The organism is Thermanaerovibrio velox DSM 12556 (assembly GCF_000237825.1).
Lineage (GTDB): Bacteria > Synergistota > Synergistia > Synergistales > Synergistaceae > Thermanaerovibrio > Thermanaerovibrio velox.
Genome location: NZ_CM001377.1, coordinates 1,140,327 through 1,163,306, shown reverse-complemented (window position 1 = coordinate 1,163,306; position 22,980 = coordinate 1,140,327). Strand labels below are relative to the sequence as shown.

Here is a 22,980-nt window from a genome sequence, read left to right as displayed (position 1 = left end):
ATCTTGAGTGAGATGAGACGTTTTGAGACTTCCCGGTTCGGATTGCTCGAGGTGGGGGATGATGCGGTTATAAGGTTTCCTCAGGGCATACCCGCCTTTGAGGAGCACAAGGAGTGGGCCTTTGTCGGGGAGGATGAAAGCCCCATAAAGTGGCTTCAGAGCCTGGTGGATGGAGATGTGGCGCTGCCGGTGTGTCCTCCGGAGCTGGTGTTCCCCGGTTATAGGGCGGAGGTGACCGGTGAGGATCTGGAGGTAATAGAGGCCTCGTCGGAGGATGAGCTGGGGATAATGGTGGTGCTCACCATCCCGGGGGATGTTCGCCAGATGACCGCCAACCTTCGGGCCCCGTTGGTGTTCAACCATCTCAAGCGCTTGGGCTGTCAGGTGATACTGAAGAACGATGACTATCCCATAAGGTACAGGGTTTTCGGGGACCCCGAGGGGGCAGAGGGGGAACCCGGCTCATTGAGGGAGGGGTCCTAGTGCTGGTCCTGTCCAGGAAGCCCGGGGAGTCCATATTAATAGGGGACCACATAGAGGTCCGCTGTGTGGAGGTTCGGGGCGATGTGGTCCGCCTTGGGATAGTGGCCCCCAGGGACGTTAAGGTATGGCGGAAGGAGCTGCTTGATGAGGTGATGGATGCCAACGCGTCGGCGGTGGCATCTCCGCCCATGGACCTTTTGGAGATCCCGCTTAAGGGTAGCCGGGGTGTTGGGAAATGCGCTGAGGGAGAGGTTGTGGATCATGAGTGACCTGTTGAGCAAGAACCTGGAGGAGCTGCGGAGCCGACAGCCTCTCCTGGCCCAGAGGATATTTGATGAGATGGGGAAGCTGCCCTTGAGGGGTGAGGTCAGGGTTGAGGAAACCCCTTCGGGCCGTTGGGTGAAGGGTTTGGGAGAGCCCTTCTTCGATAGGGTGCCTGAGGCTGGGCGGGTTCAAGGGGAGTGCCACCTGGTGTTGGGGGTGGGTTATCCCCCTTATCTTTTTAAGGTCTTGAGATCCCTTCCCAAGGACGCCCTCTCGGTGGTGGTGTTGGAGCCAAGCCTTGAGAGGCTCCTGGCCACCCTGTCCGCCACGTCGGTCTACATGGCCTTGCCTAAGGGCTGCAGGCTGTCATTTGTGGTGTGGGAAGATCCCGATCTTTTGGAAGAGGCCCTTTTCTACAATGTTGTGCCCTTGGGGATATACCTTTTTACCGGGGCTTCACGGCATGTTCACCGGGGTATATGGGAGGCTCATGGGCAGGGTATGAGTCGTCTAGAGGGCAAGTTCTGGGATGCGGTGCGGCATAGGATCGAGATGTTGGGCAATTCCCCGGAGGACACCCTGCTGGGGATAAGGCACGGGGCGTTGAACCTTTTGCGGATCCTGCGCGGAGTTGACGGCAAGAAGCTCATAGATCTTTGGGGCGGTCGTCCCGCGGTGTGCGTGAGCTCCGGTCCGTCCCTTAAGAAGAACGTGGACCTGTTGAAGGGTGAGGAAGATCGGTTCCTTATCATAGCCTGCGACACCTCGTTGATCAAGCTTTTAAGGCGCGGGATAGTTCCCCATGCGGTGGTGACCATCGAGCGGAACTCCATGTATGAGCTGTGGATGCCTGCGGTGCTGGAGGAGTTTCCGGAGGAGTGCAAGCGTATACTCCTGGTGTCCCAGTCGGTGAGCGAGCCCTTGACCGCCGGCCGGTGGCCCGGGCCGGTTTTCGTGGTGGGCAAGATGGACAGCCCCGCCGATACCTGGCTGGTTAAGGAAGTGCTCAACATGAACACCATGACCTCCGGGATGAGCGTGGCCCACATGGCCATGTGCTTTGCTGTGGGGCTCGGGTGTCCAAAGGTAGCCCTTATAGGCCAGGACCTCTCCTTTGACGACGACGGCCTTACCACCCATGCCGAGGGGGTTGCGTCGCTAACCCCCGAGGGGATCGCCAAGGAGCTTTCATACCAGCGGTTGGAAGTTGATGCCATAGGGGGTGGTAAGGTCAAGACCCACTACATGTGGTATTACTTCCTTCAGATCTTCGAAAGGCTCCTAAGTGGGTTTGGGGATGATAGGGTCTTTCAGTGCTCCGAGCGGGGGGCTGACATTAGAGGGGCCAAGCCCATCCCCCTTAGGGAGTTCATGGACCGTTTCGGTGGTGACGGTACGGTGCGTCACCTGGGGGTATCGGAGACAAAGCCTAGGGATGTAACCCAGGAGGGTACCAGGGAACTTTTGAGTAGAATTTCAAGGGCAAAGCACGACATAGACTTTTGCCTTTCCGTGCTCGATGAGATGGACCAGGAGATAGACAGGGCTGCGTCGGCGGGTCTTCCCCCCACAAGGAGAAGACAGCATGCCCTTAAGATAGCGGACCTTCTGGACCGGCTGCATGGGGCACACAGGGCGTTGGCGTTTATAGGTCAGAGCTACACCCACCTTTCCGGGGTTACCATAGCGAGGACCAGGTTCCTTGAGACGGTGGAGCAGGTGAGGGACTGGGAGAGGGTTCACAGGGAGATGGTGGCTAGCCACAGAGTGAACCTTAGGTTTATGAGCCAGTGGTTGGACTACATGGAGGCCCAGTTATCCCCTGAGGCCCTGGTAGCCCTGAGTGACAGCTTGGATCTCAAGGACCGGGATCTTCTGGAGCCATTGGGACGTGCCCTTGAGGAGCTATTGGGTTCCCAGGAGCCGGATCTTCTGTCCCCCTTGGGGTTGTGCATATCGGACATGCTCTGCCGGGTTGACATTTTGCGGGAGGAGGGAGTTTCTCCGGAGCTCCTCTGGATGGCTGCCAAGTTCCTCTACGCACAGGGCAGGGCCTTTGAGGCCAGGCACTGCATGGGCAGGGCATACGGGATGCTGGAGGGAAGGGAGGCGGAGGCGGAGAAGGTGGCCTCCTTCTTCATCGACTGGGCCTTGATCGAGGGGGCCAACGACCTGATAAGGGCTCCGCAGCACGAGCTTGCGGTAACCCTTCTTGACAGTGCCAAGTCCGTGATGCCCCAGTGGTCCCAGCGGATAGACCAGTTGAAGCAGGAGGTCTTGGCCTCTCAGCGTAGGTATGTGGATGCGGTGGGTGAGGTGGCGGAATACGATCTTGCGGCGATGTTGTTGGGTCTGAGGAACTCCGCTCAAAGGGCTCTTATGGATGGGGATTTGCCAAGGGCTTTTGAGGAGGTCATGAAGATGGAGGCGGGGCTTGAGCGATACCCCGGAGATGTGGTGCCGCATTTTGCATGGCTTGCCCGCACATCCTTTGACGTCCTGGGGTGCGATGACACACGCGTTGACCAGGCTGCAAGAAGGGCGCTTGACTTCATCTTCTCCATTAGGGAGTCGCTTTCCAAGGCGGGCTTCCAGTGGGAACCTAGGTGGCTGGATTACCTCAAGTCCCTTGGGATGGACGTTAGCTTAGTATCGGTTGCTTCTTGTGATGAGGGTTAGGTCTTCCATTGTGAAGCCGCTAAAGTTATCATCCCCGGTTTCCGATAAGGGGAGCAGGAGGTGATGCGGCGTCGCTAGATAGTAAAGAAGGATTTTGTTCTTAGTTCAAGCTGTTCTTACCCATGGGGCGCCACGGAGGACGCCCTGGAACATCACAAGGAGGTAGATTAACATGAGAGTTTACCACAACATACCGGCGCTTTTCGCGTACAACTCCCTCAGCGCCACCAACAACAGCCTTCAGAAGTCTATAAACAAGCTCTCCACCGGTCTTAGGATCAACTCCGCGGCGGACGACGCGGCGGGGCTTGCCATAAGCGAGAAGATGAGGGCTCAGATCCGCGGCCTTGATCAGGCGGTGCGCAACAGCCAGGACGGCATATCCATGATCCAGACCGCCGAGGGCGCCCTCAACGAGACCCACTCCATCCTGCAGAGGATGAGGGAGCTGTCCGTCCAGGCGGCCAACGACACCCTGACTCAGCAGGACCGCAGCTACATCCAGGACGAGATCGAGCAGCTGAAGGACGAGATAAACCGTATATCCAGCACCACCCAGTTCAACAAGAAGAAGCTGCTGGACGGCTCCGCCGCGGTGCTCTGGTCCTCCGACAAGCTGACCACCAAGGCCTTCGTCCGGGGCGGCCTCAGGACCGTGGACCAGTTCGGCCAGAAGAACAGCGCCGAGGGCAACTACAAGATAAGCATCATAGCCAACCCCGGTGACGCCCAGATCCAGAAGACCGACATCTTCAAGATCAAGCACGAGAACGTGATCATGAACGTCACCAAGAACACCAACAAGGGCGTGGAGAAGGTCCGGGTGGACTCCCTGCCCGCCGGCAAGTTCACCATCCTTGCGGTGTCGGCTGATAACTTCTCCGTGGATGGTGGTCCAATTAATAACCAGCAGGTCTTCGGTGCTGCTACCGGCGTGTCCATAATCAGCGCCCTTTCCGGCTCCGTTAGCGCCGCGGGCGGCGGCGGCTCCATATACCTCGAAGTGGTTGCGGTGGACACCGCCAACAGCTCTGTCACGTTCCGGGGCGTGGCGAACACCCTGTCCCTGAGCGGTGATTCCTACACCTTCACCAACGAGAACATAATCCTGCAGACTACGGCTCTCTCCGCTACCTCTATGACCGCTTTTGGAACCACCGCTATGGGTGAGGGTATCATAGCCATAAGCGCTGTCACCAACTATACGGTTGGCGACAAGATCGTTGTGAACTTTGCGGCCGGTAGCGCCACTGCGGACCTGCAGGTCACCATCTCCGCCACCAACAACACCAGCTGGTTTGGCAACTGGGACACCGGCGCCTACACCCTGACCGCCGCTTTCAACGTTGTGGCTGCCAACGTGGCGGGCAAGGACGTGCACTTCAGGAACTTCTACCTCAACACCGCCAACGGCACCCTCTACGAATCCGACATAGTCCTTACCTTGAGCACCAGCTTTGTGGCCACCGGCGCTACCCTTGCGGCCTTCGACGCCGCCTACGTGGGGCAGATCGCCGAGGCGGACGTGCAGCTTAAGGACCTTGACAAGTTCTGGGACGCCAATGGCCGGTTCCTCCTGGACGATCCCAAGGACATCACCATAGTCCAGGGCGACGGCACCAAGGCCTCCATCACCCTCTACTCCACCGACACCCTGCGGGACGTGCAGACCAAGCTCAACAACGCCATCGCCTTCGACCTTGGTCAGGCCAAGTACCTTACCTCTGACACCGACAAGTTCGTAACCTTCGTTGGTAAGAACGACGTAATTTCCGGAACCTCCCAGTCGGTGCAGGGCACCTTCGTCATAAGGTCCGCCATAGCCGGCAAGGCTGGAGAGCTCAACTTCTCCGGCGACGAGGACCTCATCAAGGCCCTGAGCCTCAACGTGATCAAGAAGTCCACCGAGAACCAGTTCCGGGTCTCCGTGCAGGACGCCCACAGTGGCGCTACGGTGGTGAGCAACGCCAAGGTGACGGGCAACGTGCTCTACGGCGTGGTGCACCCCAACGTGGACGTTGAGTTCGACGCCATGGCCAACGTAAAGGTGAGCTTCCTCAACAACGAGTTCGTCCTCTCTCAGGACACGGGCAAGATCTACGAGACCAAGCTGCACCTTGCGGACAACACCACGGTCTTCCAGATCGGCGCCAACGAGAAGGAGGACATGGGGGTCAACATCGGCGACATGAGCGCCAGGGCCCTTGGGGTTCACAACATACTGGTCACCGACCGCGACTCCGCCGCCCGGTCCATAACCGTGATCGACAACGCCATCGACCGGGTGTCCAAGCAGCGGGCCGCCATAGGTGCCTACCAGAACCGCTTGGAGCACACCATCAACAACCTCACCGTGGCGGGCCAGAACCTCACCGCTGCGGAGAGCCGCATAAGGGATCTGGACATGGCCAAGGAGATGATGAACTTCACCAGGCTCAACATCCTCATGCAGGCTGGCAACTCCATGCTTGCCCAGGCCAACCAGCTTCCCCAGAACGTGCTGCAGCTCCTCCGGTAACGCCGGAGGCCGCTTGATGGAGAGGGGCTATGAGCCCCTCTCCTTTTTAGGGCATACAGGCATCGCAGTAGGGTGGTGATGCAGCCATGAGGGATGCTGTCGAATCCCTGCGGCTGGGTGTGGGGTTCTCCAACGGGATTGAAATGCGGCATGGGGCTTTCCCCATGGACCTTGGCAACCGGGAGCCCCAAGGGTCCAAGGGGACCGATCTCAAGGGGGTTCTTTCGGAGGATGTGCTCTCCGAGGCCTTGAGGAAGGCCGAGGAGACCAGCCGGATCTTCGGGAGGGACCTTAAGTTCCTCTACCGCAAGGAGGCGGACATATACCAGGTTGAAGTGATAGACCGGGGGGAGGACAAGGTCATAAGGAAGATCCCCCCCGACGAGGTGGTTAAGCTCATCGAGAACATCAACAAGCTGCTGGGGATGCTCTTCGATGACAAGTTTTAGCCCTTGAACTGCCCCGGGAGACAGGACCTGGGGCAGTTCTTCATTTTTCGGATTGCGGGTTTTATTATAATCAAGGGATTTCGGATTGCGAGGTGCTTGCTTATGAAGCCCGACCCGGTGACACGGCTTGCCCTTGGGGGGGCACAGCTGGGGTTGGCCTATGGGATTTGCGGAGCCCGGGAGCCCAGCTATGATAGGGCCCTCGGTGTTTTGGAAACCGCCCTTTGTGCCGGTATAGACATGGTGGATACCGCCTACCTTTATGGTACCTCCCACCGGTTCATCGGAGAGGCCCTTGCCCGCCTAGGTACATCCATGAAGGTGGTGACCAAGTTGCCTGCACTAAGCCCCCGGGAGATGGAGAAGGCCTTAAGGGCCTCGGTAGAGGACCTTAAGACCAGCGGAGTGTATGGCCTCATGCTCCATCACGGGGAGGCCCTTTTGGGCCCCCAGGGCGGATCCATGGCGGCATTCCTTGCGGCCCAGAGGGACTCAGGGGTTGCCTTAAAGGTTGGTTTTTCGTGCTATTCCCCTGAGGAGGCCTTGGATGCATCCCGCATCATGTCCCCCCAGGTCATCCAGTTCCCCCTTAACCCATTGGACCAGCGGTTCCTCATCTCTGGTGGGATAAAAAGGCTTAAGGACATAGGGACGGAGATCCACGTCCGATCTTGTTTTCTTCAGGGGCTGCTCTTAATGGATCCCCAGGAGGGATCCGAAAAGGTTAAAGGAGCTGCCCCGTTCCTCACCCGTTTGGCCGAGAGGGCATTGGAGCTTAATATGTCTCCCATGGAGCTGGCATTGGGGTTCTGCCTGTCGATCCCAGAGGTTGACCGGGTGATAGTGGGGGTGGATTCCCCGAAGCAGCTTCTGGAGGTGGTATCAGCCGCCCGCTCAGCTTGCGGCAGGGTTTGTGCGGAGGACCTTAAAGATCTCATATGTTTTGAAGATCACGTGATAGATCCTCGGAAGTGGGGATAGGAGGGATCCGGTTTTGGAGGAGCTTCAGCGCTGCAGCAGGTGTGTGCTTCCAATCACCTGGGAGACCGTCTACTTTGATCGTGACGGGGTTTGCAACATCTGCAGGAACTGGGATGTGAAGCAGAAGGAGATAGATTGGGAGGCCAGGGATCGAGAGTTGCGTAGGATCTTTGAGGAGGCCAAGGCCCGGGGGGCGGACTACGACTGCATAGTGCCGTTCAGCGGGGGTAAGGACTCCACCTTCACCCTTTGGGCCATAGTAAGGGAGTATGGCCTCAAACCCCTGGTGGTCTCTTTTGACCACTGGTTCTACCGGCCCAACATGGTGGAGAACCGGAAGAGGACGTTTCGCCGGCTGGGGGTTGACGTGATCACCTTCACCCCCAACTGGCAGGTGGTGCGCCGTCTCATGCTGGAGGCCCTGATAAGGAAGGGGGACTTCTGCTGGCACTGCCATGCTGGGGTTTTCGCCTACCCCATGCAGATAGCGGTTAAGTTCAAGATACCCCTGCTCATCTGGGGTGAGGGGGGCGGGGAGTACGAGGCCTACTTCCGCTTTGCCGACCTGGAGGAGACCGACGAGTGGAAGTTCAACCGCCGGATAGTCCTGGGCATGAGGGCAGAGGATATGGCGGGTTTCATTGGGGTGCATCCAAGGGACCTTGCCCCTTACGTGTACCCCTCCAGGGAGGAACTCGATGAGGCGGGGGTCAAGAGCCTTCCCTTGGGCAAGTACCGTCCCTGGGACGTGAGAAAGCACGTGGAGATAATAAAGCGGGATCTGGGATGGCGGGAGGATGAGATAGAAAGCGGCTTCCCAGGCCCCACCTACGAGAAGATCGAGTGTATGTTCACCGGTATAAGGGACTACATAAAGTACCTCAAGCGGGGCTTCTCCAGGATAACCCACCTTACCACCCTTGACATACGGCATGGCCGAATGACCAGGGAAGAGGCGTTGGAGCACATAAAGCGCTACGAGGACAGGAAGCCCCAAAGCCTTGAGGTGTTCCTTGAGTACCTTGGGATAACCGAGGAGGAGTTCAACGAGATAGTGGCCAGGCACCTCATAAGGCCCGCGGTTCCAAGGAACCCCAAGGAGATCCCAACGGGGGAGAGGTTGAAGGATCAGGACCTGTGGTTCCGGGATGATGTGGACAGGGAATACAGGGGAAAGGTGTGGTGAGCCCCATGGCTTTGAGGATAGGAGTGGTCTCCAACGGTCTTGGTAACGTGGGGTCCGTCATTAGCGCCCTCTCGTTTTACGGCTATGAGGTGGATCTGTTGTCGGACCCGTCTTGTGCGGACCGTTTCTCCCTTTTGGTCCTCTCGGGGGTGGGGACTTACGGTGCGGCGGTGAAGGCTGTTAAGGAACTTCGCATGTGGGATCTTTTGTGTTCCTGGAAGGATCGGGGGCTTCCCGTTGTTGGCATATGTCTTGGGATGCAGCTGTTCGCCTCTGTGGGAGAGGAGGAGGGGGAGAACCGGGGGTTTGATTGGATACCTGGCAGGGTTTGCCGCATGGAGGGTGTCCGGGTTCCCCATATGGGATGGGACATGGTGACCCCCTCTGGCAGGGAAGAGGCTGAGCAGATATTCAAGGGGGTTCGTTACGGGGCCTTCTACTTCATGCACACCTACCACTTTCAGGTCTATTCGGAGGAACACGTGCTTGCCCGGTTTGATTGCGGGGGCAAGAGCTTCGTGGCGGCGGTGGCAAGGGACAACGTGATGGGGTTCCAGTTTCACCCCGAGAAGAGCCAAGGTGACGGGCTCAGGGTTTTACGGTCTGCGGTGGAGGTGTTATGCCGATGATGGCCAAGCGGATCATCCCCCAGTTCCTCCTTAAGGGTGAGCGGTTGGTGAAGGGAACCCGTTTCGGGGAGCATGTGGATGTGGGGGATCCCATATCCCAGGCCATGATCCAGGATGCCCAGGGGGCGGATGAGATAGTCCTGGTGGACATCACGGCCTCAAAGGAGGGGCGTACGGTGGATACCTCCCTGGTGAGGAGGCTTGCGGAGCGTTGTAGGCTGCCCATAGCGGTGGGGGGAGGGGTGAGGTCCGTGAAAGACGCGGCCAACCTTTTCCTTTCCGGGGCGGACAAGGTGATAGTCAACACCGCTTGTGTCCTGGATCCCGGCCTCGTTAGACGTCTGGCGGAGCGGTTTGGTTCCCAGTCCGTGGTGGCCTCGGTGGACGTAAGGGGAAGTGTATCCAAGGGGTGGATGCCAATGATCCTCTCTGGTTCTCAAGAGGTGAATGTTGATCTCGTGGTGCTCCTTGAGGCCCTTGTGGAGAACGGCGCCGGCGAGGTGGTGCTCACCTCCATAGACAGGGAGGGGACCCTGTCGGGATTTGACCTGGACCTTATGAAGCTGGCCCGGCAGGTGGTGCCAGTCAACCTCATAGCCTCCGGTGGAGCTGGCAGCTACCTGGATCTGGTGGACCTATTCCGCTCCGTGGACCTTGAGGGGGTTGGCATTGGCAAGATGCTTTCCCTGCGGGATTACGACGTGGTGAGGATAAAGGCTTTCCTCAAAGGCCGGGATGTACCGGTAAGGGAGGCTTAGGATATGGACTTGCGTCTTAAACTGCTGTCCCCCGACCAAGTGGGGGAGAATTACGTTAAATGGATGAACGATCCGGAGGTCACCCGTTACCTTGAAAGCCGTTTCAGACCCTATACCAAGCAGGACCTGGTGGATTTCGTGAGGTCCGTGTCATCAAGCGGCCGGGACTTCCTATTTGGCATATTCGACGGGGATGTGCACATAGGGAACATAAAGATAGGGTCCGTGGACTGGAAACACCGATACGGTGACCTGGGGTTGGTGATAGGCCTTAAGGAGTACTGGGGTAGAGGCATAGCCACTGAGGCCATAAGGTTCTGCTGTTCCTATGCCCACCGGGAGCTTGGATTGAGAAAGCTGTTCGCCGGGATATACGACGGTAACACCGGATCCCTTAAGGCGTTTCTTAAGGCCGGGTTCCGCCAGGTTGGGGTGCTGCAGGAGCACCGACTGTTGGATGGGGTGTACGTGGACGAGGTGTTGGTGGAGAAGCTTCTTGCCCGTTTATAGCTTAAGAGGGGTGGTCATCATATGATCTTGGCGGTTCTTCAGGCCCGGGTTAGCTCATCCAGGTTGCCGGGGAAGGTCCTGGCGGAGATAATGGGGGTTCCTATGATCTTAAGACAGATAGAGCGGGTGAGGAGGAGCCGCAGGGTAGAGGCCCTAGTCCTTGCCACCAGCACGGAGCAATCCGATGATCCCCTGGCGGAGCTCTGTGAAAGGGAGGGCATAGATCTATACCGGGGTTCCCTGTCCGACGTGCTCGACCGTTTCCATGGGGCTTGTATTACAAGGAAACCAGATCACGTGGTGAGGCTTACCGGCGATTGTCCACTGGCGGATCCGAAGGTCATCGATGACGTGATAGAGCTTCACCTTAAAGACCATAACGACTACACCAGCAACACCCTCTGCCCCACCTTCCCCGATGGTCTTGACGTAGAGGTCATGAGGTTCTCCGCCCTGGAAGAGGCCTTCCGTGAGGCGACCCTTCCCTCGGAGAGGGAACACGTAACCCCCTTCATTCACAAGAGGCCCAAGAGGTACAAGCTCGGGTGCCTTAAGCTGGAGGGGAAGGACCTCTCCTCCCTTCGCTGGACGGTGGATGAGCCCGAGGACTTTAGGTTTGTATGCAAAATATACGAGGCTCTCTATCCCAAGAACCCGGCCTTTGGGATGTCCGACGTGTTAAAGCTGTTGGAAGAGCGGCCGGAGCTCGTGGGGATAAACAGCGGATTCATAAGGAACGAGGGGTACCTTAAATCCCTGGCGGAGGACGAGAAATTTTTAAGGGGAGGACGTTTAGATGCCTGATATAAATAGATCGCTTAAGATGCAGGACCGTGGTAAATCTTCGATACCCGGTATGACTCAGCTTTTGTCCAAGCGGCCTGACATGTTCAGCCTTGGGGTTTGGCCCGGGTATTATTCCAAGGCCAAGGGTGCTTTGGTTTGGGACCTGGATGGTAACGAGTACCTTGACATGAGCATATCCGCCATAGGGGCCAGCGTCCTGGGCTACTGCGATCCCGATGTGGACGGGGCGGTGATTGAAGCCATAAGGGGAGGGGTGGTTTCATCCCTTAACTGTCCGGAGGAAGTGGAGCTGGCGGAGCTTCTATGCGATGTTCATCCCTGGGCTCAGATGGCCCGGTTTACCCGGTCTGGAGGAGAGGCCATGGCGGTGGCGGTGAGGATAGCCAGGGCCCACACGGGGAGGGACAAGGTGGCTTTCTGTGGATACCATGGGTGGCACGACTGGTACCTGGCGGCCAACGTGGGCACCGAGAACGCCTTGGGGGAACACCTCATATCCGGACTGGACCCCCGTGGGGTGCCCAAGGGATTGTCCGGCACAGCCCTGCCGTTCCGTTTCAACAGGGTTGAGGAGCTTAAGGTCATAGTGGATTCTCACCGGGACGACCTGGCGGCGGTTATACTTGAGCCCATAAGGAACGATGAACCCCAAAGGGAATTTGTGGAGGCTGTCAGGGACTTAGCCTCCCACGCGGGAGCGGTCCTTGTGGTGGACGAGATATCCTCCGGTTTCAGGCTCAACAGCGGAGGAGCCCACCTGCTTTATGGGTATGAGCCCGACATGGCGGTTTTCTCCAAGGCCATGGGTAACGGCTATCCCATAGGGGCTGTCATAGGAAGGGCGGAGGTCATGGAATCCGCCCAGAGGACCTTCATAAGCAGCACCTGCTGGACCGAGAGGACCGGCTTCGCCGCCGCTTTGGCCACCATACGCAAACACAGGGCGCTTAACGCGGCGGAACACCTCTGCCGGATGGGGCGGATGGTGCAGGAGGGATGGAAGGAACTTTTGAATAAGCACTCCATAGATGCCCATGTGAGCGGCATATATCCCATGAGCCACGTGGACTTCCAAGGCCCCTTGAGCCGCCACATGAAGGCCTTCTACGTGCAGGAGATGCTGGAGCGGGGGATACTTGCCTCTAACCTGTTCTACGCCATGCTGGCCCATCAGGACCAACACGTGGACCGTTACCTTAAGGCGGCGGATGAGGTCTTACGTCTCATGAGACAGCTCATGGAGTCAAACCGCCTTGAGGACAGCCTATTAGGACAGCCCTCCCAGGTGGGTTTTAAAAGGCTGAACTAGGAGCTTTTAGCAAGAATGCGATTTACCCGTGGAGGTGTGGGTTTTGTTTGATGACTCTGCGATACTTATAACTGGAGGCACCGGCTCCTTCGGCAAGGCCTTTGTTAGAAGGATCCTTGAGCGGTACAAGCCAAGGAGGGTGGTAATATACTCCAGGGACGAGCTCAAACAGTCGGAGATGGAGCGGGACTTCAACTGTGATTGTCTGCGATTCTTCATCGGTGACGTGCGGGACCTGGATAGGTTGAGGCTTGCCATGCGGGATGTGGAGTACGTGGTTCACGCTGCGGCTTTGAAGCAGGTTCCCGCGGCGGAGTACAACCCCATGGAGTGCATAAAGACCAACATCATGGGAGCCTGGAACGTTGTGCAGGCCTCCATAGACTTGGGGGTGCGGAAGGTTGTGGCCCTGTCCACCGACAAGGCGGCTAACCCCATAAACCTTTACGGTGCCACTAAACTTTGCTCCGACAAGATATTCGTCTCCGCCAACAACATAGCGGGGACCCATGAGACCCGGTTCTCCGTGGTGCGTTACGGCAACGTGGTGGGCTCCAGAGGGTCCGTCGTGCCGGTCTTCAGGGACCTCATAGCCAAGGGGGCCCAGTCCCTTCCCATAACTGATCCTAGGATGACCAGGTTTTGGATAACCCTGGATCAGGGGGTGGACTTCGTCATCAAGGCTTTTGAGCGGATGAGACAGGGGGAGATATTTGTTCCCAAGATACCGTCCGCCAGGATAGTGGACCTTGCGGCGGCCATGGCACCTGACATACCCACGAAGGTGGTGGGGATACGCCCCGGGGAGAAGCTTCACGAGGTGCTCTGCCCCAAGGACGAGGCGCTCAACATCCTGGAGTTCCATGACCACTTCGTGGTCAAACCCGCCATATCGTTCCAGAGCAATGTGGACTACACCGTTAACCCCATTGGAGAGGCCGGTGAGCCGGTGGCGGATGATTTTGAGTACCAATCCGGTACTAACCCTTGGTTCTTGACCCCAGATCAGATAAAAGAGCTTCTCGAAAGGTGTTAAGACCCGGGGGAACCCTGATGAAGTTTAAGCCATAGGCGGGGAGTGGTCTGTTTGTCGTTCATCCCATACGGAAGACAGTTCATAGATGGAGCAGACGTGCAGGCGGTGGTTGATGTTCTTAAAGGGGATTGGCTTACCCAGGGTCCTGCGGTGGAGGCCTTTGAGAAGGCCTTTGCCGCCAAGGTGGGGGTGAAGCACGCGGTGGCGTTCTGTAACGGCACCGCCGCCCTTCATGGGGCTTACTACGCCGCCGGTGTGGGGCCCGGGGATCGGGTTGTAACATCCCCGTTGACCTTTGCCGCCACCGCAAACGCCGCCCGCTACCTTGGAGCTGATGTCAGGTTCGTGGATGTTGATCCAACCACCCTTTGCTTAGATCCATCCAAGCTGGATCCCCTGGCCAGTGAAGGCTTAAAGGTGATAGCCCCTGTGAGCTACGGGGGGTATCCCGCTCCGTTGGACCAGATCATCCCCTTTGCCCGGTCGTTGAATGCGGTGGTGGTGGAGGACGCCTGTCACGCCCTTGGGGCGGGACGAAACGGCAGGATGGTGGGGGCGGAGGCGGACATGACGGTGTTCAGCTTCCACCCGGTTAAGCACATCACCACCGCTGAGGGGGGCATGGTGACCACCGACGACGACGAGTTCGCAAGGCGCCTTAGGCTTTTCAGATCCCACGGCATAGAGAGGGACCCCTCCAGGATGAGCCGGTGTGATGGTCCCTGGTACTATGAGATGGTGGATCTTGGCTATAATTACCGCCTGTCGGATATCCACAGTGCCCTTGGTCTCTCTCAGCTCTCTAAGCTGGATGGGTTTGTTGAGGCTCGGCGGAGGATAGCTGAGAGATATGATCGGCTCCTTTCCGGGATACATCTGGTGGAACTGCCGCCCAGTCATTCGGGACACTCGTATCATCTTTACCCAATACAGGTTCCAGAGGAGCTGAGGTTCTCCCTCTTCAACCTCCTCCGGGATTCCGGGGTTGGAGTTCAAGTCCATTACCTGCCGGTTCACATGCACCCTTATTACAGGAACCTCTACGGGTTTGATCCGGAGGACTTCCCGAACGCCCTTGATTTCTACCGTCGGGCCATATCCCTTCCAATGTTCCCTTCCCTAGAGGAGGAGCAGCAGGAGAGGGTGGTTAAAGTCATAAGGGAGTTCATGACCCGCCGTGCATAGGGCCGCAGGTTGTTGGGGCGTATGCCACGAGGGCAAAGGCGTCATATCTTGTGGTAGCCGGACACCTCGATGCGGTGTTCTTCCGCCGTTCGGACCACCTTTTCGTGTTCCTCGCAGGGGTACCGACATGCCAGACCGCAGCTGGATGACAGGGATCTCGGAACGGGGACTATCTTGACCATGAGACCTTGGGATCTCATGGTCTTCTCAAAGAGAAGCGCCATGTGGGTGGTGTCGAAGGTGGCGATGCACTCCAAATCGGGTTCCTCCTTTGGGTTTGTTATAGGTAATTATACTTGTGGACTTGTATGGGTGTAGGGTATAAAATCTACCCCAGTTTGAGTTTGCGGGCTTTACCAAATTGAAGGAGGTAGGTTTTTTCATGAGGTTCAACGTGCGTTTCGTGGGGATGGTCCTTGCGGCTGTCATGCTGGTGGGTGTGATTGGCGGGGTGGCCCTTGCGGATGAGAAGGTGGGGATTATGGATCCCCAGAAGGTGCTGTACCTGCATCCCAAGTTCAGTCAGACCCAGAACCAGATAAAGGCCATGATGGATAAGAAGCAGTCGGAGATGAAGGCCGCCATAGATAAGGAGAAGGACAACAACAAGAAGGCCCAGATATTCGAGGCCAAGCGGAGCGAGGCCGCCCAGGAAGAGAAGAAGCTCATGGACCCCATCTTCAAGGACATAGACACCGCGATCAGGACGGTGTGCAAGAACAAGGGCATAACCGTTGTGGTGGATAAGAACTCCGTGTTCTTCGGCGGGATAGATATCACCGACGAGGTGATCCAGGAGCTTAAGAAGAAGTCCGCGAACTAGTTTCTTTTCACTCGTTTCCTGCTTTTTCGCGAAGGGGGAGGGGGCAGCTGAGCCCCCTCCCCTTTTTTCGTTTCCGAAGCTATCCCAGGACGGATCTTTGCTTGTGCCTACCGCTTTTTGCCCCCCAGATACGCCTCTTCCACGTGGGGGTCGTTGAGCAGGTCCTTGGAAGCCCCTTCCATTATCATGTGCCCGGTTTGGAGCACGTAGGCCCTGTGGGAGAGCATGAGGGCCTGTCTTGCGTTCTGCTCCACTATCAGGATCGTGAGCCCCATTTCCTCGTTTATGCGCTTGAGCTCCTTGAAGATCTCCTTGATTATTATTGGGGCCAGTCCCAAGGACGGCTCGTCCAGGAGCAGCACCCTTGGCCTTGCCATGAGGGCCCTCCCTATGGCTAACATCTGCTGCTCCCCTCCGGACAGGGTGCCCGCGTACTGGTTCATCCTCTCCTCCAGGCGTGGGAATAGGTCAAATATCTTCCGCATGTCCGCCTGAATCTGGGAATCGGACTTCTGTGGGAACGCCCCCATGAGGAGGTTCTCCTTCACCGTCAGGGGGGCGAAGACCTTTCTGCCCTCCGGGGATATGGCCACCCCTCGGGAGACCACCTGATAGCTCCTGGAAGGGAGCTCCTGGCCGTCGAGGAAGACCTTGCCTCCCTGCCTTGGCACGCTGCCCATGATGGCGTTCATGAGGGTGGACTTTCCCGCCCCGTTGGCGCCGATGACCGCCACTATCTCACCGGCGTATACGTCCAGATCAACTCCCTGCAGGGCTTTTATGGCCCCGTAGTTTACCACCAGTCCGCGGACCGACAGCAGCGGGGACTTATCCTGGCTCATGATCAATCCTCCTCTCCCAGGTAGGCCTTTAGGACCTCCGGGTGGTTCTGTATGTCCTCAGGTCCTCCCTCCGCTATCTTGGCCCCGAAGTTCATGCATATTATGTGGGGACATATGGTCATCACAAGCTCCATGTGGTGCTCTATTACCAGTATTGTGAGGTCGAAATCCCTGTGGATCCCCACGATCAGCTCGTTAAGCTGCTCCACCTCCTCGGGGTTCATGCCCGCCGCGGGCTCGTCCAGCAAGAGCAGCTCCGGTTTTAGCGAGAGGGCCCTTGCTATCTCAAGCCTTCGCTGAAGTCCGTACGGGAGGGTCCCTGCCGCCTGGTGGGCCCGGTCCGCAAGCCCCACCCGCTCCAGGAGCTCCATGCTGAACTTGCGGTTCTGCCTCTCCATGGAGGCCCATCGTCCAAGGTGGGAAAAGGCCTCGATGAAGCTGTACCGATAGTGCTGTTGACAGGCGGTCATGACGTTCTCCAGCACCGAGGACGAGGCAAACAGCCGCAGGTTCTGGAAGGTTCGTGCAATGCCGCGGCCTATCACCTCGTAGGTCTTGAGAGGGGTTATGTCCTCACCCTTGAAGGTTATCTTCCCCTCCGACACGTCGTACACCCCGGTTATGAGGTTGAAGATGGTGGTCTTGCCCGCCCCGTTGGGGCCGATCAACGCCGCCAGCTCCCCCTTCTCAAGGGAGAAGGTCATGTCCTGAACCGCCTTGACGCCGCCGAAGTTTTTGCTGACCCCCGCCAGCTCCAGCACCGAGGACACCGTTACGCCACCTCCTTAGGCCCGCCGGCCTTCTTGCTGCCCAGTAGACCCATGAGGACGCCCTTGAGTTCCCTCTGTCCCATTATGCCTTCGGGCCTTAAGACCATTATTAACACCAGGACCAACCCGTATATGAGCATCCTGTACTGGGAGATGGGCCGGAACAGCTCGGTCACAAGGGTGATGACGGTTGTACCCAGTATTGAGCCGCTCATGGACCCTAGCCCCCCGAAGACCACAACGGCGGTGAGCTCCGTGGACTTGTTTATGTCGAACATGACGGGCTGGATGAAGGACATGAATCCCGCGAGCAATCCCCCGGCTACCCCACAGTAGAACCCCGATATGGTGAGGGATAGGACCCTGTAGCGGGCGGTGTTGAAGCCCAGGAGGGACGCCGCCAGGTAGTCATCCCTGCAGGCCTTGAAGGCCCGGCCGAAGTTACTGTTCACCAGGAAGAACATGAAGGCCCCAAGGACGACCGCAAAGCCAAGCGCCACCGGCATGGTGGTGAAAGCGTCTATACCAGGATAGCCCCGGGCTCCCCGGGTGACCGACTGCCAGTTTTCGATGATAAGCCTTATGGCTTCGCCGAGGCCTATGGAAGCTATGGCGTAGTAGTCCCCCATGAGCTTGAGGGTTGGAACTCCTATAACGAAGGCCAGAAGCGCTGCAATGAGACCCGCTATGATCAGCGCCGCAAACCAGGGGATCGAGTGCTCCACGGTAAGTATGGCCACCGTGTAAGCCCCTATGGCCATGTAACCCGCGTGGCCCAGGCTGAATATGCCGGTGAAGCCGGTCAGAAGGCTCACCCCCATGGCGGCTATGCAGTTTATGCACAGAAGAATGATTATTCCCTGTCCGTATCCTTCCATCGTTGCCACACCTACACTTTCTCCCCTACGGACTTGCCGAAAAGCCCGGTGGGTCTTATGAGAAGGGTGAAGATGAGAAGCGCGAAGACCACGAGGTCTCTGAACTGGCTAGAGATGAGCCCCGCGGTAAGCATCTCCGCAAGGCCAAGGATGAGGCTTCCCACCACTGCTCCTGGAAGGCTGCCAAGGCCGCCGATCACCGCCGCAACGAAGGCCTTTATGGTGATCGCTCCGAGCTGCGGGTAGAGGGTGTAGCGGACCGAGAGGAATATGCCCCCCACGGAGGCGAGAAGCCCCGCCACGAAGAAGACTATGGATATGAGGAGGCTCACGTTTACCCCCATGAGCCCCGCGGTCTTGAGGTTGTAGGATGCGGCCCTTATGGCCAGCCCCCATTTGGTCTTGCTCAAGAAGAGCTGCAGCCCCGTAAGGCATACCACCGCGGTCACCAGGGATATTATGTCGAAGGCACTGGTGGTGGCTATGCCAAGGAAGTTCACCGGGTCCGTGGGAATCACCGGAGGCAGCGCCCTGAAACGGCCTCCCACGGTTACCACGAAGAGGTTTTCGATCACTATGCTCATGCCCATGGAGGCTATGAGCAGGTACAGCGTAACGGAGGTCCTCTCCCTTATGGGCTTGTAGGCCACCCGCTCGGTGAGCACCGCCGATAATCCCCCCGCCAAAAGGGATATGGCCCCAGCCGCCCAGATGTTCATCCCAAGCCCCCTAAGGGCGTAGTAGCAGGTATAGCCTCCTATGACCAGGAAACCTCCGTGGGCGAAGTTTGAGAACAGGAGGATTGAGTAGACCAAGGAGTATCCCACCGCTATCAGGGCGTAAACGGAACCTAGGGACAGGCCGTTTATGATCTGTTGAACTACCGAGCCGCCCATCTTGAACACCTCACCCGTGATGGTATACAAAGATCCCTTAACAAAAAGACCACCTCCCGCCTTTGTGTGGTGCGGATGCCGCACGGGTAAATTGTATCAGAAAATTAGTTCACTTAGTCTTTATTGACATGGCATGAACTAATCGACCTCCTCAAGGTGCTGGAGGCGCTATCTGTTTTATTGGTAAGTATTTTTTGATAATTGTTTAAAAGAATAATTATAAGTGGTGTTTGTCGTTTATTTTTTGTTGTTGCCCCTGGGCATGGTATCTTTTTTCGCAATTCTATGGATTTTGAGCCAGTCGTTCGGTGGTAAGGAGGGTGATAATATGCTGCTAGGAGGTGATGTCATGTCAGAGGTTAGCCTTTCTTTGGTGCCGGTCAAGATACCGGAGGGTTGCAACGTTATCCTTGGACAGAGCCACTTCATAAAGACCGTGGAGGATCTTTATGAGGCCCTGGTTACCTCATCTCCCTCCCTTGAGTTCGGGATAGCCTTTTGCGAGGCCTCCGGGGACTGCCTGGTGAGGAAGGACGGGAACAGAGAGGATCTTGTTGAAGCGGCGGTGTCAAACGCCCTTGCCATAGGGGCAGGACACCTGTTCGTCATCCTCCTGAGGAACGGATATCCGATCAACGTGCTTGATCGAATAAAGTCCGTCCAGGAGGTCTGCTCCATCTACGCCGCCACCGCCAACCCTCTGCAGGTGGTGGTGGCGGTAACCCAGCAAGGAAGGGGCATCCTCGGAGTTGTGGATGGCTTCCCACCCAAGGGGGTGGAGACGGAGGAACACGTGAGGGCCAGGAGGTCACTCCTTCGGGACATAATAGGCTACAAACGCTGATGATCCGATGACCTTAGACCCAAGAGGAAGATGACCATTGACAGGGCGAGCCCAAAATAAAGGGGCTCGCCCTCGTATCCAAGGGCCTTCCAACCCAGCGTTCCTACTAGGCCCGCAAGTGAAGCCCCAAGGGCCCACTTGGGACCGATCCTCCCAGGGAAGAGAACCGCCCCTATCATGGGGAAGAAGGTCCCAGAACCCCTGAGCCCCATGCTCATGTAACCCCAGTTGAGTATCGTGCCGTCCTTCCCGTTTAAAGCCACCAAGAGGGCCGACAAGACCACCGCCGCCACGGATGTCCTTAGGACCAGCATCTCCGTCCCCCTGGGGTTTATGCCCTTGGAGGACATGAAACCCTCGATGGCGGGGGACACGAAATCCCGCGCCAGGTTTGTGGCCATCCCCAAGGAAAGCCCCGCCGCGCAGCCCACAGTGGTTATGAACAACGATGCCCAGAGGATGCCCCCCACCATTGGATTGAAGTGATGCACCACGAACCACGGAAGCGCGTGAGACGGCTCGATCTCCACCCCGGCGCTCCGAAGGGACAGCCCAACCCATATCCCCATAAGACCCAGCGGAGGCATGAGCAGCGCCGAAAGGAAAGCCCCTTTCTTGGCCGTAGCCTCATCCTTGGCGGCGAATATGGACTGCAGGTATATCTGGGTGGAAAAGACCCCAACTATGAGCGCCACGCACGCCCCGATGTCCTTGAAAAAACCCCGCCCAAAGGGGTTAAGATAGGGATGAAACGGCAGGGTAGAGGCTATTTTGAGCGGCGTCTCCCCTATGCTCATGGCCTTGAAAGCGCAAAGGCCCATCAAAACGTAGAGCATGAGCAGCTTCGCCTTCCCCAGAACCCCGTAGCTTTTCAACCCCCCCGAGGCTATGAATGCGAAGACCATGAGCGCCATCAGACCAAGCGCCACAGGCGTCCTAACCTTGGCCACCGTTCCTATGAGGGCCGCGCCGGACAAAAACTGGGCCACCACGGACAGAAACGTCCCCGCCAGGGACGATATGAGCACCGTGGCTGCCACCTTCTGACCAAAGGCCTCTCGTATTATCTGTATGATGGTCTCCTTCCTGCCCCGCCTTAACGGCCCCGCCATGGTCAACGCCAGAAGCAGACAGCCTATTCCGGCCCCCAGGGTGAACCATATGGCGGATATGCCCCACATGTAGGCCATCTGGGCGGTCCCTATGGTGGAAGCCCCCCCAACCAAGGCCCCGAGAAGAACCCCCACCACCGATAAGGGGGATGACCTGCGGCCCGCAACGGTGAAATCCTCCGCACCCTTGACCCCGCCCCTGGGCATCATCCCCAGAAGAGCGAACGAAATTAACACCAGCGCTACCCCGAAGAAGAAAAGCATGGTCACCATATCTCACCTCATGGGGTATCATACCCCATGAGCACCATATCGAAGCAAGGAATGGGGAGATATTGCCATGTTGCGGAACTTTTTGCCCTCTAAAAGGTTTTTAGCATCCCTCACCATCGCCCTCCTTTGTCTGGTGGAACCGGCTCCATTCCGGCCAAACGGGGGCTGGACCGCCCAGGGAGAGAACTTGTCCGCCCTGAAAGAGGGTTGGGGGTGGCCTGTGGTGGTCATACCCCCGAAGGAGGGCTGGGGATCCCCTGAGGGCCAGTCGCTCAAATGGGCCCTTAGGACCGCGGAGATGGAGGTCTCCAAGGCTCACAGCGGGGTCCATGGAAGGGACGTGGTCTTTTTATACCCCGATATATCCGACCCGGAGGACGCGTTAAAACGTCTTAAAATTTGGCGTTCAATGAAGGTGGGGGTCATAGTCTGCTTTGATGATGGACCCGTAATGGAGGCCTTGGTCAAGGCGTGCAGGGATTCCGGTCCTTCGTTGATCCTTTCGGACGGAGAAGACCTATCACTCCGGGGACCTTCCGGCAAACCCCACCCTTACCTTTTTGCCCTCGGTTTCTTTCGCAACTATCGGGCTAACGTATTGTCTCAGCTTATGGCCAAGCGCGCCCTAAAAGGAGCGGTTATATCAGACAGATATGACCCTGCCATGGTCCAAGGAGCTCAGGTTACCCTTTCTCTCCTGGCGAAACGACAGCCCGGTGCGCGGCTATTCTGGCTTATGGGGTCCGGGGACGCGGGGTACAGGTACCGCCTGGCAGAGGCCTCGGCGGAAGGGGCAAACGTAGTGGTGAGCTGGCTTGATTCCATGGGCTCCATTTCCCTTTGGAAGACCGCCTATACCTATCGAATGCCCCTGGAGGTCTGGCATGGGGCATATCCGGATCAAAAGCTGCTTAAAGAGGCTGACGGGCTGTTGTACGTGGACGCGGATCACCTGCTTTCACTGAGGCAAAAGGAACTCCAAAGGATACGCTGGAACATAATAAGAACCGTGAAGAGGGACGTAACCAATCTGGTCGCCGCCGCTAAGGCCTACGCCATTGGCGTTTGGGTCATAAAGGCCTATGAATCCACAGGCTCTGCGGACCCCGCTAAGCTGGCTGCCTCGCTTAGCTCCACCAGGGATATACCCCTTGCGGGGGAGATGCTGGCCATAAGCCCCATAACCCATAGGCCCGTAAAAAGGTCCTTCGGAGTGATAAGGGTTAAGGGCAAGTCCACCTTCCTGGAAGAGGTGGCTCCGGTGAGCTCCGGTTCTGTTGCGGAAAAGTGATGTGCTTGTGTATCCTCGGATCTTTTGTTAATCTTTTCTCAAGTTGTTTTTCTAACCGGGGATCACTACTGGGAGGGAGTTGTTAGACGATGAATCTTAGGGAGATAGTCGAAGCCATTGACGGTAGGGTGCTCTGTTGTGAGGATAAACTAGGCGAGGAGGTCCGCTCCGCCTACGCCTCGGATCTCATGAGCGATGTCCTAGCGTTCTGTACCCCCGGGTCCATGCTGATAACGGGGCTGACCAACATCCAGATAGTCAGGACTGCCCAAATGCTGGATCTGTCGTCCATCCTTTTCGTCAGGGGGAAGACACCCCAGGAGGATACGGTTAAGCTGGCCCAGGGGAGCGGGATCCCCATAATACTTTGCGGGCACAGCATGTACAAGGTTTGCGGAGAGCTGTACAAAATGGGGGTTCCCGCCTGTCACCTTCCCAGCGAGGGGGAATGATGAGC

The 22,980-nt window shown here is 57.5% G+C and carries 24 protein-coding genes; 18 read left to right on the top strand and 6 right to left on the bottom strand.

Annotated features, from left to right (window positions below):
* Positions 1-12: 12 nt before the first annotated feature.
* From fliW to pseC, 14 genes are all read left to right on the top strand, one after another.
* Positions 13-483, top strand: coding sequence for a flagellar assembly protein FliW (gene fliW, locus THEVEDRAFT_RS05630; RefSeq protein WP_040825800.1), 471 nt, complete (start codon positions 13-15; stop codon positions 481-483).
* Complete coding sequence (locus THEVEDRAFT_RS05625; protein WP_006583747.1) at positions 483-752, top strand: carbon storage regulator; 270 nt, start codon at positions 483-485, stop codon at positions 750-752. Before fliW ends, THEVEDRAFT_RS05625 begins: the two co-directional genes overlap by 1 nt.
* Positions 745-3,426, top strand: a complete 2,682-nt coding sequence (locus THEVEDRAFT_RS05620; protein ID WP_006583746.1) for a motility associated factor glycosyltransferase family protein — start codon at positions 745-747, stop codon at positions 3,424-3,426. The genes THEVEDRAFT_RS05625 and THEVEDRAFT_RS05620 overlap by 8 nt, the downstream gene beginning before the upstream one ends.
* 172 nt (positions 3,427-3,598) lie before the next feature.
* The gene (locus THEVEDRAFT_RS05615) at positions 3,599-5,944 is read left to right on the top strand and encodes a flagellin N-terminal helical domain-containing protein (protein WP_006583745.1); all 2,346 of its coding nucleotides are present in this window, start codon (positions 3,599-3,601) and stop codon (positions 5,942-5,944) included.
* An 86-nt stretch (positions 5,945-6,030) separates the two neighbouring features.
* A complete protein-coding gene (locus THEVEDRAFT_RS05610; protein WP_006583744.1) occupies positions 6,031-6,393 on the top strand; it encodes a flagellar protein FlaG in 363 nt (120 codons plus the stop codon).
* A 102-nt stretch (positions 6,394-6,495) separates the two neighbouring features.
* Entirely contained in the window at positions 6,496-7,374 is an 879-nt protein-coding gene (locus THEVEDRAFT_RS05605) for an aldo/keto reductase (RefSeq protein ID WP_006583743.1), read from the top strand.
* Positions 7,375-7,387: 13 nt separating this feature from the next.
* Positions 7,388-8,560 (top strand): N-acetyl sugar amidotransferase, encoded by a 1,173-nt coding sequence (locus tag THEVEDRAFT_RS05600; protein WP_006583742.1) that lies wholly within the window; start codon positions 7,388-7,390, stop codon positions 8,558-8,560.
* Positions 8,561-8,565: 5 nt separating this feature from the next.
* Positions 8,566-9,189, top strand: a complete 624-nt coding sequence (hisH, locus tag THEVEDRAFT_RS05595; protein ID WP_040825796.1) for an imidazole glycerol phosphate synthase subunit HisH — start codon at positions 8,566-8,568, stop codon at positions 9,187-9,189.
* Positions 9,186-9,947: an imidazole glycerol phosphate synthase subunit HisF gene (hisF, locus tag THEVEDRAFT_RS05590; RefSeq protein ID WP_006583740.1), complete on the top strand. Its 762-nt coding sequence runs from the start codon at positions 9,186-9,188 to the stop codon at positions 9,945-9,947. Before hisH ends, hisF begins: the two co-directional genes overlap by 4 nt.
* A gap of 3 nt (positions 9,948-9,950) precedes the next feature.
* Complete coding sequence (locus THEVEDRAFT_RS05585; protein ID WP_006583739.1) at positions 9,951-10,457, top strand: GNAT family N-acetyltransferase; 507 nt, start codon at positions 9,951-9,953, stop codon at positions 10,455-10,457.
* A gap of 21 nt (positions 10,458-10,478) precedes the next feature.
* Positions 10,479-11,261 (top strand): cytidylyltransferase domain-containing protein, encoded by a 783-nt coding sequence (locus THEVEDRAFT_RS05580; RefSeq protein WP_006583738.1) that lies wholly within the window; start codon positions 10,479-10,481, stop codon positions 11,259-11,261.
* The gene (locus tag THEVEDRAFT_RS05575) at positions 11,254-12,573 is read left to right on the top strand and encodes an aminotransferase class III-fold pyridoxal phosphate-dependent enzyme (RefSeq protein ID WP_006583737.1); all 1,320 of its coding nucleotides are present in this window, start codon (positions 11,254-11,256) and stop codon (positions 12,571-12,573) included. The genes THEVEDRAFT_RS05580 and THEVEDRAFT_RS05575 overlap by 8 nt, the downstream gene beginning before the upstream one ends.
* A 43-nt stretch (positions 12,574-12,616) precedes the next feature.
* Complete coding sequence (gene pseB, locus THEVEDRAFT_RS05570; RefSeq protein ID WP_006583736.1) at positions 12,617-13,609, top strand: UDP-N-acetylglucosamine 4,6-dehydratase (inverting); 993 nt, start codon at positions 12,617-12,619, stop codon at positions 13,607-13,609.
* A gap of 51 nt (positions 13,610-13,660) precedes the next feature.
* Positions 13,661-14,794, top strand: a complete 1,134-nt coding sequence (pseC, locus tag THEVEDRAFT_RS05565) for a UDP-4-amino-4,6-dideoxy-N-acetyl-beta-L-altrosamine transaminase (RefSeq protein ID WP_006583735.1) — start codon at positions 13,661-13,663, stop codon at positions 14,792-14,794.
* A gap of 41 nt (positions 14,795-14,835) precedes the next feature.
* Here the strand turns inward: pseC and THEVEDRAFT_RS05560 are convergent, their stop codons facing one another.
* Positions 14,836-15,051 (bottom strand): putative Se/S carrier protein, encoded by a 216-nt coding sequence (locus tag THEVEDRAFT_RS05560; RefSeq protein ID WP_006583734.1) that lies wholly within the window; start codon positions 15,049-15,051, stop codon positions 14,836-14,838.
* A gap of 125 nt (positions 15,052-15,176) precedes the next feature.
* Here THEVEDRAFT_RS05560 and THEVEDRAFT_RS05555 point away from each other — a divergent pair, with 125 nt between their 5' ends.
* Positions 15,177-15,617, top strand: coding sequence for an OmpH/Skp family outer membrane protein (locus tag THEVEDRAFT_RS05555; protein WP_006583733.1), 441 nt, complete (start codon positions 15,177-15,179; stop codon positions 15,615-15,617).
* Between the two features lie 107 nt (positions 15,618-15,724).
* On the opposite strand, the gene THEVEDRAFT_RS05550 is transcribed toward THEVEDRAFT_RS05555, so the two are convergent.
* From THEVEDRAFT_RS05550 to THEVEDRAFT_RS05535, 4 genes are read right to left on the bottom strand one after another with little or no spacing between them, the layout of a single operon-like run.
* Complete coding sequence (locus THEVEDRAFT_RS05550) at positions 15,725-16,459, bottom strand: ABC transporter ATP-binding protein (RefSeq protein ID WP_006583732.1); 735 nt, start codon at positions 16,457-16,459, stop codon at positions 15,725-15,727.
* A 2-nt stretch (positions 16,460-16,461) separates the two neighbouring features.
* Complete coding sequence (locus THEVEDRAFT_RS05545) at positions 16,462-17,229, bottom strand: ABC transporter ATP-binding protein (protein ID WP_006583731.1); 768 nt, start codon at positions 17,227-17,229, stop codon at positions 16,462-16,464.
* Between the two features lie 2 nt (positions 17,230-17,231).
* The gene (locus tag THEVEDRAFT_RS05540; RefSeq protein WP_006583730.1) at positions 17,232-18,107 is read right to left on the bottom strand and encodes a branched-chain amino acid ABC transporter permease; all 876 of its coding nucleotides are present in this window, start codon (positions 18,105-18,107) and stop codon (positions 17,232-17,234) included.
* A gap of 11 nt (positions 18,108-18,118) precedes the next feature.
* On the bottom strand, positions 18,119-19,003 hold the full coding sequence (locus THEVEDRAFT_RS05535; RefSeq protein WP_006583729.1) for a branched-chain amino acid ABC transporter permease: 885 nt from the start codon (positions 19,001-19,003) through the stop codon (positions 18,119-18,121).
* A gap of 349 nt (positions 19,004-19,352) precedes the next feature.
* Here THEVEDRAFT_RS05535 and THEVEDRAFT_RS05530 point away from each other — a divergent pair, with 349 nt between their 5' ends.
* Positions 19,353-19,847, top strand: coding sequence for an adenosine-specific kinase (locus tag THEVEDRAFT_RS05530; protein ID WP_040825794.1), 495 nt, complete (start codon positions 19,353-19,355; stop codon positions 19,845-19,847).
* On the opposite strand, the gene THEVEDRAFT_RS05525 is transcribed toward THEVEDRAFT_RS05530, so the two are convergent.
* Positions 19,835-21,232, bottom strand: coding sequence for a sodium:solute symporter family protein (locus tag THEVEDRAFT_RS05525; protein WP_006583727.1), 1,398 nt, complete (start codon positions 21,230-21,232; stop codon positions 19,835-19,837). The two genes, THEVEDRAFT_RS05530 and THEVEDRAFT_RS05525, sit on opposite strands and share 13 nt — an antisense overlap.
* Positions 21,233-21,299: 67 nt before the next feature.
* Between THEVEDRAFT_RS05525 and THEVEDRAFT_RS05520 the strand changes: the two genes are divergently transcribed.
* Both THEVEDRAFT_RS05520 and THEVEDRAFT_RS05515 read left to right on the top strand, forming a co-directional pair.
* Positions 21,300-22,523: an ABC transporter substrate-binding protein gene (locus tag THEVEDRAFT_RS05520; protein ID WP_006583726.1), complete on the top strand. Its 1,224-nt coding sequence runs from the start codon at positions 21,300-21,302 to the stop codon at positions 22,521-22,523.
* An 89-nt stretch (positions 22,524-22,612) separates the two neighbouring features.
* Positions 22,613-22,975: a DRTGG domain-containing protein gene (locus tag THEVEDRAFT_RS05515; RefSeq protein ID WP_006583725.1), complete on the top strand. Its 363-nt coding sequence runs from the start codon at positions 22,613-22,615 to the stop codon at positions 22,973-22,975.
* Positions 22,976-22,980: the final 5 nt, after the last annotated feature.